Raw genomic sequence first — 12534 nt, 5'->3', positions numbered from 1 at the left:
TGTCAGTGGCTCACCGCCTGAAAGCTGCCTTTGCGGCTGGCTTCGAAGGCGCCCTTGTCCATCGGCTTGGCATCCGGATTGCCCAGGTCTTCCATCGCCAGACGGTGAGTCTCCGGGGCAATGTAGGCCGCCAGCGCACACACGCAGGTGATGAAGAAGGCCAGGCCACCGATCACCAGCGGGATGTTGTCCGAACCCGGTGGCGCCACCAGGGCGAACAGGGCTGGCAGCATGGCGGTGAGCATGGTGCCGATGTTCTGCGCGATGGCCATGGCCGAAACGCGGTAGCGGGTGTGGAACAGCTCCGGGTAGAAGCTTGGGAACACCGCGTTGTAGCCCTGGTAGACCATGCCCCACATCACGATCGAGGTGGCGAAGGCCAGTGGCACGTTCTGGATGCTGATTGCATACAGGTAGACGAAGGCCAGCAGGCCAGAGCCCAGGCAGCCGGCGATCATGGTCGGGCGGCGGCCGATCTTGTCGGACAGGTTGCCCACGAACGGAATCACCAGCACCGCGACGATGTTGCCCACCACCGGGATCCACAGGTACACGCTCTTGTCGAAGCCGATGCCGTAGGCCGGCTGCACTGCATAGGCGGCGCCGAAGATGGTGGCAACCACCGGGATCACATTCATCAGCGCCATGAACATCACCAGCACCATGTGCTTCCAGCTGTGCCGGAAGGCTTCGCTGATCGGCGATTTGGCGACCTTGTCCTGCTTCTCTTCCTTCACGAATGCCGGGGTTTCGTGCACTTCCCGGCGGATGATGAAGCCCGCGATCAGGACGACGGCGCTCAACAGGAACGGAATGCGCCAGCCCCAGTCGTTGAACGCCTCACTCGGCATGAAGTAGGCCAGCGGCAGGAACACCGCCGCCGCCAATACCTGGCCGGCCTGCACGCCCTGCAAGGTGAAGCTGGCGTAGTAGCCGCGTCGGCCGAACGGAGCGTGCTCCATGATCATCGAGCTGGCCCCGGAGATTTCCCCGGCCACGGCAAAGCCCTGGACCAGGCGCAGCAGCACCAGCAAGGCCGGCGCCAGCAGGCCGATGTCGTGGTAGGTCGGCAGCAGGCCGACGGCCATGGTCGACAGACCCATCAGGAACATGCAGAGCAGCAACACGTTCTTGCGCCCGCGGGTGTCACCCCAGTGACCGAGCACGAAGGCACCGACAGGGCGCGCCAGGTAACCCACACCGTAGGTGGCCAACGAGGCGATGATGGCCATTTTCGGGTCGGTGTTGGGGAAGAATATCTGCGGGAAGATCAGCGCCGCTGCCTGGGCATAGATGAAGAAATCGTAGTATTCGAGTGCCGAGCCAATCCATCCACTGGCGGTCGCTTTCTTGGCTTGAGAGCTTGAGTGAGCCATCGTTGTCTCCGTTGTTCTTGTAGGTCGCCGCACGGCTGGCGTCGCCCAGGGGCGGCCAGAGGGGTGCGATCGCTTTTCGGGAGTAGGGCGGTTATAGCGCGATTGACCGCAGGCGGTGTCTGCAGAGGGAAGACGAACGAGCAGGTGCGGATCGCAAGGCGATGGAGGTGTGCATAGGTCGGTACCCGGTTTATTGAACTTATTATGTTGTGACGTTGGGCTTGTCTGCGCAGGTTCTGCCAAACGACCCTCAGGGCAGAAGAGGGCGGTCGGTGGGCCTGCGTCTGGGTCCATGTTTGCTTAGGGTTGGCAGTGAATCAATTCGCCAAAATCGGTTTTGTGCGGTAATCGAACGCAAAACTAACCATTTCGTACAAACAGATTGCCCGCCCGACTTTACCTGCGAATAATCAACAGTGCCAGAAACCCCAACGGGTTCTCGGCTCGTTGTCCGTCCAATAACAAGGAACTTCTTCATGCAGCGTTCGATAGCCACCGTGTCCTTGAGCGGCACCCTGCCGGAAAAGCTCGAAGCCATCGCCGCCGCCGGTTTCGACGGCGTCGAGATCTTCGAGAACGACCTGTTGTACTACGCCGGCAGCCCGCGCGAAGTACGGCAGATGTGCGCTGACCTCGGCATTGCCATCACCCTGTTCCAGCCATTTCGCGACTTCGAAGGCTGCCGCCGCGACCGCCTGCAGAAGAACATCGACCGCGCCGAGCGCAAGTTCGACCTGATGCAGGAGCTGGGCACCGACCTGGTGCTGGTGTGCAGCAACGTCCAGGCCGATGCCCTGGGCGATGAACAGATCCTGGTGGACGACCTGCGCCTGCTCGCCGAGCACGCCGGCAAGCGCGGCCTGCGGATCGGCTACGAAGCACTGGCCTGGGGCCGCCACGTCAATACCTACCAGCAAGTGTGGAACCTGGTGCGCCAGGCCGACCACCCGGCACTGGGGGTGATCCTCGACAGCTTCCACACCCTGTCGCTCAAAGGTGACCCAGCGGCGATCCGCGACATCCCGGGCGACAAGATCTTCTTCGTGCAGATGGCCGATGCGCCGATCCTGAACATGGACGTGCTGGAGTGGAGCCGCCACTTCCGCAACTTCCCAGGCCAGGGCGAAATGGACCTGGCCGGCTTCCTCGCGCCGATCCTGGCCACCGGCTACCGCGGCCCGCTGTCGCTGGAAATATTCAACGATGGCTTCCGTGCAGCACCGCCACGGCAGAACGCCGCCGACGGCCTGCGCTCGCTGCTGTACCTCGAAGAACAGACCCGCCTGCGCCTGGAACAGGAAGGCACCACCCTCGAGCCGGGCGTGCTGTTCACCCCGCCGGCTGCCAGCGCCTACGACGGCGTGGAGTTCCTTGAGTTTGCCGTCGACGAAGCCGTCGGCGCGCGCCTGGGCAGTTGGCTCAAGCGCCTGGGCTTTGCCGAAGCCGGCAAGCACCGCAGCAAGGAGGTGCGCCTGCTGCGCCAGAACGACATCAACATCGTGCTCAACGCCGAGCCGTACTCGTTTGGCCACAACTTCTTCGAGGCCCATGGCCCGTCGCTGTGCGCCACCGCCCTGCGGGTGAAGGATGAGCACGCCGCGCTGCAACGCGCCACCGACTTCCGCGGCCAGCCATTCCGTGGCCTGGTCGGCCCCAACGAATGCGAAGTGCCGGCCGTGCGTGCGCCGGACGGTAGCCTGATCTACCTGGTGGAGCAGGGCAAGGAAGGGCCGTCGCTCTACGACACCGACTTCCGCCTGGACCCGGCGGCCACTGTCACTGGCGGTCTGCAGCGCATCGACCACATGGCCCTGGCGCTGCCTGCCGAGTCGCTGGACAGCTGGGTGCTGTTCTACAAGAGCCTGTTTGACTTTGCTGCCGATGACGAAGTGGTGCTGCCCGACCCGTATGGCCTGGTCAAGAGCCGCGCCTTGCGCAGCCAGTGCGGCAGCCTGCGCTTGCCGCTGAACATCTCGGAGAACCGCAACACCGCCATCGCCCATGCGCTGTCCAGTTACCGCGGTTCGGGTGTGCACCACATCGCCTTCGACTGCGCGGACATCTTCGCCGAAGTGGCACGGGCCAAGGAGTCGGGTGTGCCGTTGCTGGAAATCCCGTTGAACTACTACGACGACCTGGCGGCGCGGTTCGATTTCAATGACGAATTCCTCAGCGAACTGGCGTACTACAACGTGCTGTACGACCGTGATGCCCAGGGCGGCGAGCTGTTCCATGTGTATACCGAGCCGTTCGAGGAGCGTTTCTTCTTCGAGATCATCCAGCGCAAGGGTGGCTATGCCGGGTATGGCGCGGCGAACGTCGCGGTGCGCCTGGCGGCCATGGCCAAGCGGCGGAGCGGGGTGGCGCGCAAGCCGGTGCTGTGATTGCGAGGTGGCGCTTGTGAGTGGGAGGGCGGGGTTGATAGGCGCTTGCCATGAGAGGGTGTAAGGGCTGAAAGGTGCCTGCCCTGACATCTTCAGCGCCTATGAGATCGAGCGCCGCGCGGGCGGCGCTCGGTCTCATAGGCGCTGCAAACCTTTCGGCCTACACAGACTGCCATACATCTCACCCGCATGAGCACGCTCGGCGTGGAGGTCGGGCAGATCACCTTGTTCTTCCGTCGCTTGCCGCAGGGCGAACCACTCACGGATAATCCCGGCAAATCCCAATAAGACACTCCGTGAGCCGCCATGAGCAACCCCGTAGCCCCCCTCAGCACGCCTGAACCCTCGGCTACGCGCCAACCGCGCAAGAACAACCCCGAGAAAACCCGCGAGGACATCCTCCAGGCCGCCATCAACGAGTTCGTCCAGCAGGGCCTGGCCGGCGCACGGGTGGACGCCATCGCCGAGCGTACGGCAACCTCCAAGCGCATGATCTACTACTACTTCGGCAGCAAGGAGCAGCTGTACGTCGAGTGCCTGGTCAAGCTGTATGGCGATATCCGCAAGACCGAGCAGAGCCTGGACCTGGAGTCGCTGCCGCCCGAACAGGCGATTTGCCGGCTGGCCGAGTTCACCTTCGACCACCACGACCGCAACGTCGATTTCGTGCGCATGGTGTGTACCGAAAACATCCATTACGGCGAGTACATCAAGAAGTCGCCGGCCATTCGCGAGATGAGCAGCCTGGTGCTGCAGGCGTTGGGCAGCACGCTGCAACGTGGCGTCAGGGAGGGCGTATTCCGCCCGGGCATCGAGGTCATCGACCTGCACATGCTGATGAGTTCGTTCTGCTTCTATCGGGTGTCCAACCGCCACACCTTCGGCGACATCTTCCAGATCGACCTGGCCGACGAGCAGGTCAAGCTGCGCCATCGGCAGATGATCTGCGACGTGGTGCTCAGCTACATCCGCGCGTGAACCCGCTTACTCGCCCAGCCGTTGCTCGCGTGACGGCGGGTAGCCGAAGTAGGCGGCGTAGCATTTGCTGAAGTGCGATACCGAGACGAAGCCGCAGGCCACTGCCACCTCCATCACCGACAGGTCGGAGTACTGCAGCAGGCGGCGGCTCTTGGTGATGCGCAGTTCCATGTAATAGCGCCGCGGCGAGGTGCCGAGCTGGGCCTGGAACAGGCGGTCGATCTGACGACGCGAGCGACCGCTGTAGGCGGCCAACTGGTCCAGGCTCAGGGTCTCCTCGAGGTTGTTCTCCATCAGCTCGACAATGGTGCGCAGGTGCAAGCTCATCGACTTCTTCGCCCCTGGGCCGACCTGACGGTAGCGGGCGCCGGAGAACGACAGGATTTCTTCCACCCCTTCGGCCAAGCCGTCGCCGTACAGGCGGCGCACCAGGCCAAGCATCAGCTCCATGGCGCCGTTGGGGCTGGCAGCGCTGAGGCGGTCGCGGTCGAGGGTGAAACTGGCTGGGGTGATGCGGGTTTGCGGGCTGCGCTCGGACAGGCTGGCGCGCTGTTCGGGGTGGATGCTGCAGCCGTAATCATCGAGCACACCGGCGCGGCCGAGGAACCAGGCGCCATTCCACAGCCCGCCCAGGGCCATGCCGTGGGCGGCGCATTCATCCAGCAGGCGGTCGAGCTCGGGGTATTTCAGCGGCGTGCGCAGGCCGCCGCAGACGATCAGCAGGTCGAGTTCCTTGAGGTCGCTGGCGGACAGTTCGCTGGCCACCAGTTCCAGGCCCAGGTCGCTGAGCACCCGGTCACCCTTGAGTGACAGCGGGGTGAAGCGAAAGCTGTCGGCACGCAGCAGGTTGGCGGTGACCAGCACGTCCATGGCCACGGTGAAGCTGGCCATCGAGAAGTGCTCGAGCAGGATGAAGTCGACGCGGTAGGGGGCCTCGGGGCTCCCGGCGCTGGCCTTGAGCCGCAGCATGTTGCTGGTGCTGGTCTTCTTGCTGAACTGACGTGGGGTGGGCACTCTGGACTCCGCTTCCTGGCTGGCCAGCAGAGTGTGGCGGCAGCGTGCGGGAAAGACAATCGCCGGCGCGCGCGTGTCGTGGTGCAGGTCGTGTTGAGGCAAGTGGACTATGCTGGCGCTTCTGTCTGGAGAACTTCGATGAAATACGCCATCGCGTTACTGTTCGGTCTGCTGCCGTTGCTGGCCCACGCCCTGGAGCCAGGCGAGCGGTTGGCACCCTGGACGCTGCTTGATCAGTACGATCAGCCTTACAGCCTGAAAACCGACACTCACCTCCTGCTGGTGGCCCGCGACATGGAGGGTGCCAAGCTGGTCAAGGCCGCCTTGGCCGACGCGCCCAAGGGCTACCTGGAGGCGCGCGATGCGGTGTTTGTCGCCGATATCCACCGCATGCCGGCGCTGATCAGCAAGCTGTTCGCCATTCCGGCGATGCGTGATTACAGCTACCGGGTGTTGCTCGACCGCGAAGGGCGTATTGCCAGTCGCTATGCGGGGCAGGCGGGGCAGGTTTCATGGCTGCGCTTGAAGGATGGGGTGCTGGTGAGCGAGCAGGCCTTTGCCGATGCCGTGGCGCTCAAGGCGGCCCTGGACGGGGTGCCGACGCACTGATGATGCGTCAGAGCCCTGTCTGTGACAGGGTTCTGACCGTTCAGTTACGCAGCGGAAGCGGGCCGCCTTCACCCTTCAACGCCACGCCTTCCCAGCGGGCAATGACCAGGGGCGCAATGGCATTGCCAAGCACGTTCAGCGTGGTCGTACCGCTTTCGATGACGCGGAAGATGCCGGCCACAAGTGCCACCGCTTCCAGTGGCAGCCCGGCCGATGCCAATGTCGCCGAGAGGGTGATGATTGCAAAGCCGGGTACCCCTGTGGCGCCTTTGGAGGTGAGCACCATCGTGACATCCAGCAGAATCTGCTGGGATAGCGTCAGGTCGATGCCGTACAGCTGAGCGATGAAGATCGTCCCACATACCTTCCATCGCGACATCGGCCTGGTGCACCATGCCAACGTGCTCTTGAGCGAGCAGGTGACGCAACTGATCGCCCTCATCGTCCAGGCCGCCCGACACTCGGCGGCTTGAGACGCGCGGGTTGTCACTGAACGCACGCAGCAAATCCAACTGAACCCTCAGCGCTGGCAGCAACCCAACCCAGTACATGCCAACGGGAGAGTGCTCATGGAAATCGGAACGATCTGGATCATTGTCGCGGCCTTGGTCATCCTGCTCGAGATCTTTGCCATCTGGCACATCATCGGCAGCGATCGGCGCGCAGAGCGCAAGATGCTGTGGGTTGTGTTCGTGGTCTATGCACCGTTCCCGGGGCTGCTGTTCTGGGCTTGGCGTGGGCCGCGGGCAGTGAAGGGCAGGGCGGTGCTGGAGGAGAAATGACGGCGGCGGTATCAGGCGCATGGCGCCTGATACCGGTGGCTTCAGTCGGGCGTGATGCCGATTTTGATGGCCGGGTCCAGGCCGCTGACCATCAGGCTGCCGGCGAAGCTGACCGTGTCCTCTACCTCCAGTGCCTTGAACGCGTCACGGATGCGGGTACGAATCGCCTTGCTGGCTTCTTTGCGCTTTTCGTCAGGCGTACCCGGTGACAGGACAACCTCACCGTGCAGCGTCGTTTCGACTTTGCCGGAGGTCTTCCAGCCCATTTCTTCGCGCAGGTGGGTTCGCGCTATCGCGGCGTCACCTTCATGGTCATTGTTCACCGGGCTGATGGTGTAGGCGAGTTGGAACGCATAGGGCTTGCTCATGGCTTTTCCTTCAGTGAAGCGGCGCTACGCCGCAGTGCTGGCCTCCGTGCCGGGAACTGCAATCTAGCGAACTGTGCGGCGCAATCCTACATACACGTGGTTGAGGTTCTGCACGGCGATAAAGAAGTTTCCTACAACAGCTTGACCTGTACCTAACTCGAGCCCACCAGCGGCAGCCGCCTGCTGTTTATCGCCGGGCAGGGCGGGGAGGATGCCAATGGGCAGCTGCCGCCCGATTTTGCAGGCCAGGCCCGCCAGGCGCTGGCCAATGCCACCCAAGCCGGCGAACAGGCCATCAGAGGCACCACAAAAGCCTTAGAATGACGTTTTGCCCGAGCCACTCCAGCCATGCTGCCCATCGAACTGCTGCCCACCACCCCCGATCAGGCCGAACTGATCCGTAACCTCTACCAGTTCTATGCCTATGAGTCCTCCGACTGGGAGCAGGAAGATGTCGAAGTGGACGGCCGTTTCTACATTCACGAAGAGCACCTGCAGCGCTACTGGCAGTCCCCAGGCTGGAGCGCCAGCCTGGTGCTGGCGGACGGTTTCATCGCCGGCTTCGTGCTGGTAGAGCGCAGCGAACTGCCCGGTTTCGACGCGCTGGAACTGGCCGACCTGTTCATCCTCAAGCGCTATCGGCGCCAGGGTATTGGCCGTGCCGTGGCCAACCAGTTGCTCGCCAGCCCCGGCGACTGGCTGCTGCGTTGCTACGCCCTGGATCCCATCGCGGTGGCGTTCTGCAAGGCCGTGGTGGCCGACCTGCACCGGCCTGTGCAACAGATCTTCCCCGCCGACGAGCCTGACCTGCTCACCTACCAGGTGACCTCCGTCTTTCACTGACCCGCAGCAAAATTCTGTGACCTACTTCACAAAGTTCACTCGCAAGGCATAATGCCAGCACTGCCTTACAAGACCCGGCCGCCCTGGCCCGGGGTTTCTTTCGTGCGCGTCGCAGGTTCAGGTAAATTTCATGTCGTTAGTCGCAAGCCCCGACATCATGTACCGGCTGTTGATCCAGAGCGTGGTGGACTATGCCATCTACCTGCTCACCCCCGACGGTATTGTCGCCAACTGGAACCCCGGCGCACAGCGCGCCAAGGGCTACCGCGCCGAGGAGATCGTCGGCCAGCATTACTCGCTGTTCTACAGCGAAGACCAGCGCGCGGCCGGCCTGCCTGAGCAGAACCTGGAACAGGCCCGCAGCAGCGGCCGTTTCGAAGAGATCGGTGCGCGCCTGCGCAAGGACGGCACGGCCTTCCACGCCCATGTGGTGATCGAGGCGGTACGTGACGACCACGGCCAGCTGGTCGGCTTCGCCAAGGTCACCCGCGACATTTCCGAGCGCCGCCAGCAGGAGCTGGAGCTGCTGCAAGCCAAGGAACTGGCCGAGCAGTACAGCCAGGAAATGGCCAACCTGTCGCAGTTCCTTGACTCGGTGATTGCCAACATCCCTGCCAGCGTCATCGTCCAGGACCTGGAAAGCCAGCGCATCCTGCTCGCCAACCAACAGGCCGAGCGCCTGTTCGGTGGTGGCGCCAAGCCAATGATCGGCCACACGCCCGCAGAGTGCCTGGCACCGGCCGCGGCAGATTACCTGGAAACCCAGCTCAGCCGTGGGGCGCGCAGCAGCAAGGGCTTTGCCGCCGAAACCCGGGTCGACACCGCCTGTGGCCCGCGCACCCTGCGCAGCCGCGCGCTGCTCAGCCAACAGTGTGACGGCCAGGCAGATTACGTGCTATTCGTGGCCGAAGATGCCACCGAAGAGCTGGCCGCCCACGCGCAGATCCACCATATGGCGCACCACGACGCCCTTACCGGGCTGCCCAATCGCACCCTGTTCCATGAGCGCCTCAAGCAGGCCCTGGTGCGCGGTCACGACAACGAGAAGCTCACTGCCGCACTGTGCCTGGACCTGGACAACTTCAAGAACATCAACGACTCCCTCGGCCATGCCTTCGGTGACAAGCTGCTGCGCGCGCTCGGCAAGCGCCTGCGCCGCGAGCTGCGCGAGCACGACACCCTGGCCCGCTTGGGCGGTGACGAGTTCGCCGTGGTGCTGACCCATCTGGACAGCCGCGAGGCCGCCTGCAACACCGCCAGGCGCCTGATCGAGGCGATCTGCCCGCCATTCCAGATCGAGGGCCATCAGTTCTCGGTGGGGCTCAGCATCGGTATCGCCATCGCCCCCGACGACAACGACCAGGCCGAACAACTGCTCGGCTACGCCGACATGGCGCTGTATGAGGCCAAACGCAACGGCCGTAACCGTTACGAGTGTTTCCACCTGGAGCTGGATGTCGCCGCCCGTCAGCGCCGCCTGGTGGAAACCGACCTGCGCACCGCGCTGCACCTGGGGCAGTTGCACCTGCATTACCAGCCGGTAGTGGACCAGCAGACCAACAGTGTGACCGGCTACGAGGCGCTGTTGCGCTGGGAGCACCCGACCCGCGGCATGGTCATGCCGATGGACTTCATCCCCATCGCCGAGGAAACCGGGTTGATCCACGAGCTCGGTACCCGGGCGCTGAACCTGGCGTGCCAGGAGGCGGCCAGCTGGGGCACCGAGCAGACCGTGTCGGTGAACCTGTCGCCGGTACAGTTCAAGAACGCCAACCTGGTTCACAGCGTGGCCCTGGCCCTGGCCGACTCGGGCCTGGCACCGCAGCGCCTGGAGCTGGAGATCACCGAGTCGGTGCTGCTGGGCAACAGTGAAGAGAACGTGCGCACACTGCGGGCGCTGAAGGACCTGGGTGTGTCGATTTCGCTGGATGACTTCGGCACCGGCTACTCGTCGCTGGGCTACCTGCGTTCGTTCCCGTTCGACCGGATCAAGATCGACAAGTCGTTCGTCCATGACATGTGCGACAGCCGCGAGGCGATGTCGATCATCCGTGCGATCACCGAGCTGTCCAACAGCCTGATGATCAAGACCACAGCCGAAGGCGTGGAGTCGCAAGAACAGATGCAACGGCTGCGGGCAGAAGGGTGCTCGCACTTCCAGGGCTACCTGTACGGGCGGCCGGCGCCGGCCAGTGAGCGCCTGAAGCAGGTTTGTGTGTAGTCGTTCGAGGGCCCCGTCAGGACTCAGCTGTTCCAGTCCGGCGCAAAGTCCGGGCTGACGACCCGCTGCCCCTTCGGCAACCCGGCAATCAGCGCGCGGTCGGCATCATCCAGCCGCACCTCCAGCGCCGCCAGGTTGGCCAGCTGGTTGTCCCGGCAGCTGGCCTTGGGAATGACCGCTACGCCCGCTTGATCGAGCAACCAGTTCAACGCCACCTGGCTCGGCAGTACGCCATGCTTGCGCGCAATCTCGCGGATCACCGCCTGCTCCGCCGCGCGGCCACGGGCCAGCGGGGTGTAGGCGGTCAGCACCATGTCATGCTGGCGAGCGTAGTCGAGCAGCGGTTGCTGGTCGAGCAATACGTGGTATTCGACCTGGATCGCCGACAGTGGCGCGCCCAGTTCCTCGACCACACGGCGCAGCAGGCCGAGCGGGAAGTTGGCCACGCCAATGCAGCGCGCCTTGCCCTCGTCGCGCAATGCCACCAGGGTTTCGATGCTGCGGGCCAGGTCCCAGTCCTTGGCGGGCCAGTGGATGTGGAACAGGTCGACCTGCTCGGTGCCCAGCGCCCGCAGGCTGTCTTCCAGCGACTGGCGCATGGCCTTGGGCTCAAGGCGGTCCCACCAGACTTTGGTGGTCAGGTGGATCTGCTCACGCGGCACGCTGCTGTCACGCAGGGCCTGGCCGACAGCGGCTTCGTTGGCGTAGGCAGTGGCGGTGTCGATGTGCCGGTAACCCAGCTCCAGCGCCTGGTGCACGGCGCGGGTGCACGCGTCGCCGGTCATTGGCCAGGTGCCCAGGCCGATGCAGGGCAGGTCCAGGCCGTTGCGGGTAGTGAGCCGTTGCATGAAAACTCCTTGTTCGAGGTCGAGGGTCCGCAGGCGATGGTGCGCGCTTTGCCAGGCACAGGCCATGCAGTCGGGGTAGAAAGTGGTCGATCAGCGAACGGAATGGCGAACGTCCCAGGCAAAGCCTGGAATTGAACTTCCTTAAGTTGTCGTATCTCTTCTAGAATCCGTGCTGTCGCACCTGCCCCTGACGCAGCACTGAGCCGCGCCGCCGACGAGAACGCCATGAGTTCCAGTACACCGTTGTCCGGAGTCAACCAACCCCTGCGTGGCATTGCCCTGGTAGTGGTGGCGACCTTCCTGTTCGCCAGTCACGATGCCTTGTCCAAGTTCCTCGGTGGGCTGTATCCGATCGTCATGGTGGTGTGGGCCCGTTATGTGGTGCACACGCTGTTGATGGCCGGGATTTTCCTGCCCAAGTCCGGGCTCAATGTCTTGCGCACCCGTCGCCCGCTGCTGCAGACCTTGCGTGCACTGAGCCTCTTGAGCACCAGCCTGCTGTTCACCAGCGGCCTGCAATACCTGCCCCTGGCCGAGGCAACCTCGGTCAACTTTCTCGCCCCGGTGCTGGTCACCGCGCTCTCGGCGCCCTTGCTCAAGGAGCGGGTGACGACAGGGCAATGGGTGGCGGTGGTATTGGGCTTCATCGGTGTTCTGGTGGTGGTGCACCCCGGTGGCGCGATGTTCACCCCGGCGATCCTGTATCCGTTCGGTTCGGCACTGGGCTTCTGCTTCTATCAGCTGCTCACGCGCATCCTGGCGGCATACGACAGCCCGACCACCAGCAACTTCTACGCGGGGCTTTGCAACACCCTGGTGATGAGTGTGCTGGTGCCGTTCTTCTGGGAAGTGCCGCGCTGGGACCATGCATTGCTGATGCTGGCCCTGGGCGGTTTCGGCATGAGCGCGCACCTGCTGCTGACCCAGGCCTTCCGCCATGCTGCGCCAGCGCTGCTGGCACCGTTCAGCTACTGCCAGATCGTGTTTGCCGGGTTGCTGGGGCTGCTGATCTACGGCCAGGTGCCGGACAGCGCGAGCTTGCTGGGCATTGCCATCATCTGCCTGAGTGGCCTTGGGGCCGCCTGGATGCAGCGCAAGAAATAAAGGCGAA

At 63.8% G+C, this 12534-nt stretch carries 11 protein-coding genes and 2 pseudogenes; 8 read left to right on the top strand and 5 right to left on the bottom strand.

Features of this window, described 5'->3' with window-relative positions:
• Positions 1-2: 2 nt before the first annotated feature.
• Entirely contained in the window at positions 3-1376 is a 1374-nt protein-coding gene (locus tag HU738_RS23075) for an MFS transporter (RefSeq protein ID WP_176508091.1), read from the bottom strand.
• A gap of 476 nt (positions 1377-1852) precedes the next feature.
• On the opposite strand from HU738_RS23075, the gene quiC reads away from it, so the two are divergent.
• Both quiC and HU738_RS23065 read left to right on the top strand, forming a co-directional pair.
• The gene (quiC, locus tag HU738_RS23070; protein WP_186604385.1) at positions 1853-3760 is read left to right on the top strand and encodes a 3-dehydroshikimate dehydratase QuiC; all 1908 of its coding nucleotides are present in this window, start codon (positions 1853-1855) and stop codon (positions 3758-3760) included.
• Between the two features lie 306 nt (positions 3761-4066).
• Positions 4067-4738 carry a TetR/AcrR family transcriptional regulator gene (locus HU738_RS23065; RefSeq protein WP_186604383.1) on the top strand — a complete coding sequence of 224 codons (672 nt, stop codon included), beginning with the start codon at positions 4067-4069 and terminating at the stop codon, positions 4736-4738.
• A 6-nt stretch (positions 4739-4744) separates the two neighbouring features.
• Here HU738_RS23065 and HU738_RS23060 read toward each other — a convergent pair whose 3' ends face one another.
• Positions 4745-5752 carry a GlxA family transcriptional regulator gene (locus HU738_RS23060; protein ID WP_186604381.1) on the bottom strand — a complete coding sequence of 336 codons (1008 nt, stop codon included), beginning with the start codon at positions 5750-5752 and terminating at the stop codon, positions 4745-4747.
• A gap of 138 nt (positions 5753-5890) precedes the next feature.
• Between HU738_RS23060 and HU738_RS23055 the strand changes: the two genes are divergently transcribed.
• Positions 5891-6361, top strand: a complete 471-nt coding sequence (locus HU738_RS23055; protein ID WP_186604379.1) for an FAD/FMN-containing dehydrogenase — start codon at positions 5891-5893, stop codon at positions 6359-6361.
• A 40-nt stretch (positions 6362-6401) separates the two neighbouring features.
• Here the strand turns inward: HU738_RS23055 and HU738_RS23050 are convergent.
• Positions 6402-6716: pseudogene (locus tag HU738_RS23050) on the bottom strand (cation:dicarboxylate symporter family transporter); the annotation flags it as partial.
• 214 nt (positions 6717-6930) lie between these two features.
• On the opposite strand from HU738_RS23050, the gene HU738_RS23045 reads away from it, so the two are divergent.
• Positions 6931-7143: a PLDc N-terminal domain-containing protein gene (locus HU738_RS23045; RefSeq protein WP_054887292.1), complete on the top strand. Its 213-nt coding sequence runs from the start codon at positions 6931-6933 to the stop codon at positions 7141-7143.
• Between the two features lie 41 nt (positions 7144-7184).
• Here HU738_RS23045 and HU738_RS23040 read toward each other — a convergent pair whose 3' ends face one another.
• Complete coding sequence (locus HU738_RS23040; RefSeq protein WP_054887291.1) at positions 7185-7511, bottom strand: hypothetical protein; 327 nt, start codon at positions 7509-7511, stop codon at positions 7185-7187.
• A gap of 159 nt (positions 7512-7670) precedes the next feature.
• Here HU738_RS23040 and HU738_RS26080 point away from each other — a divergent pair.
• From HU738_RS26080 to HU738_RS23030, 3 genes and pseudogenes are all read left to right on the top strand, one after another.
• Positions 7671-7793 (top strand): annotated as a pseudogene (locus HU738_RS26080) (RidA family protein); the annotation flags it as partial.
• 66 nt (positions 7794-7859) lie between these two features.
• Complete coding sequence (locus HU738_RS23035; protein ID WP_186604377.1) at positions 7860-8354, top strand: GNAT family N-acetyltransferase; 495 nt, start codon at positions 7860-7862, stop codon at positions 8352-8354.
• Positions 8355-8484: 130 nt separating this feature from the next.
• A complete protein-coding gene (locus HU738_RS23030; protein ID WP_186604375.1) occupies positions 8485-10575 on the top strand; it encodes a sensor domain-containing protein in 2091 nt (696 codons plus the stop codon).
• Positions 10576-10598: 23 nt separating this feature from the next.
• On the opposite strand, the gene HU738_RS23025 is transcribed toward HU738_RS23030, so the two are convergent.
• Entirely contained in the window at positions 10599-11423 is an 825-nt protein-coding gene (locus HU738_RS23025; RefSeq protein ID WP_186604373.1) for an aldo/keto reductase, read from the bottom strand.
• 225 nt (positions 11424-11648) lie between these two features.
• Between HU738_RS23025 and HU738_RS23020 the strand changes: the two genes are divergently transcribed.
• Complete coding sequence (locus HU738_RS23020; protein ID WP_176507297.1) at positions 11649-12527, top strand: DMT family transporter; 879 nt, start codon at positions 11649-11651, stop codon at positions 12525-12527.
• Positions 12528-12534: the final 7 nt, after the last annotated feature.

Source organism: Pseudomonas vlassakiae (assembly GCF_014269035.2).
GTDB lineage: Bacteria > Pseudomonadota > Gammaproteobacteria > Pseudomonadales > Pseudomonadaceae > Aquipseudomonas > Aquipseudomonas vlassakiae.
Note: the sequence above shows the minus strand (reverse complement) of the source record. Positions and strands in the feature narration are given on the sequence as shown.

Coding starts and splice junctions, on each gene's coding strand:
- HU738_RS23075 (WP_176508091.1), bottom strand. CDS start 1,376: ATGGCTCACTCAAGCTCTCAAGCCAAGAAAGCGACCGCCAGTGGATGG.
- quiC (WP_186604385.1), top strand. CDS start 1,853: ATGCAGCGTTCGATAGCCACCGTGTCCTTGAGCGGCACCCTGCCGGAA.
- HU738_RS23065 (WP_186604383.1), top strand. CDS start 4,067: ATGAGCAACCCCGTAGCCCCCCTCAGCACGCCTGAACCCTCGGCTACG.
- HU738_RS23055 (WP_186604379.1), top strand. CDS start 5,891: ATGAAATACGCCATCGCGTTACTGTTCGGTCTGCTGCCGTTGCTGGCC.
- HU738_RS23045 (WP_054887292.1), top strand. CDS start 6,931: ATGGAAATCGGAACGATCTGGATCATTGTCGCGGCCTTGGTCATCCTG.
- HU738_RS23040 (WP_054887291.1), bottom strand. CDS start 7,511: ATGAGCAAGCCCTATGCGTTCCAACTCGCCTACACCATCAGCCCGGTG.
- HU738_RS23035 (WP_186604377.1), top strand. CDS start 7,860: ATGCTGCCCATCGAACTGCTGCCCACCACCCCCGATCAGGCCGAACTG.
- HU738_RS23030 (WP_186604375.1), top strand. CDS start 8,485: ATGTCGTTAGTCGCAAGCCCCGACATCATGTACCGGCTGTTGATCCAG.
- HU738_RS23025 (WP_186604373.1), bottom strand. CDS start 11,423: ATGCAACGGCTCACTACCCGCAACGGCCTGGACCTGCCCTGCATCGGC.
- HU738_RS23020 (WP_176507297.1), top strand. CDS start 11,649: ATGAGTTCCAGTACACCGTTGTCCGGAGTCAACCAACCCCTGCGTGGC.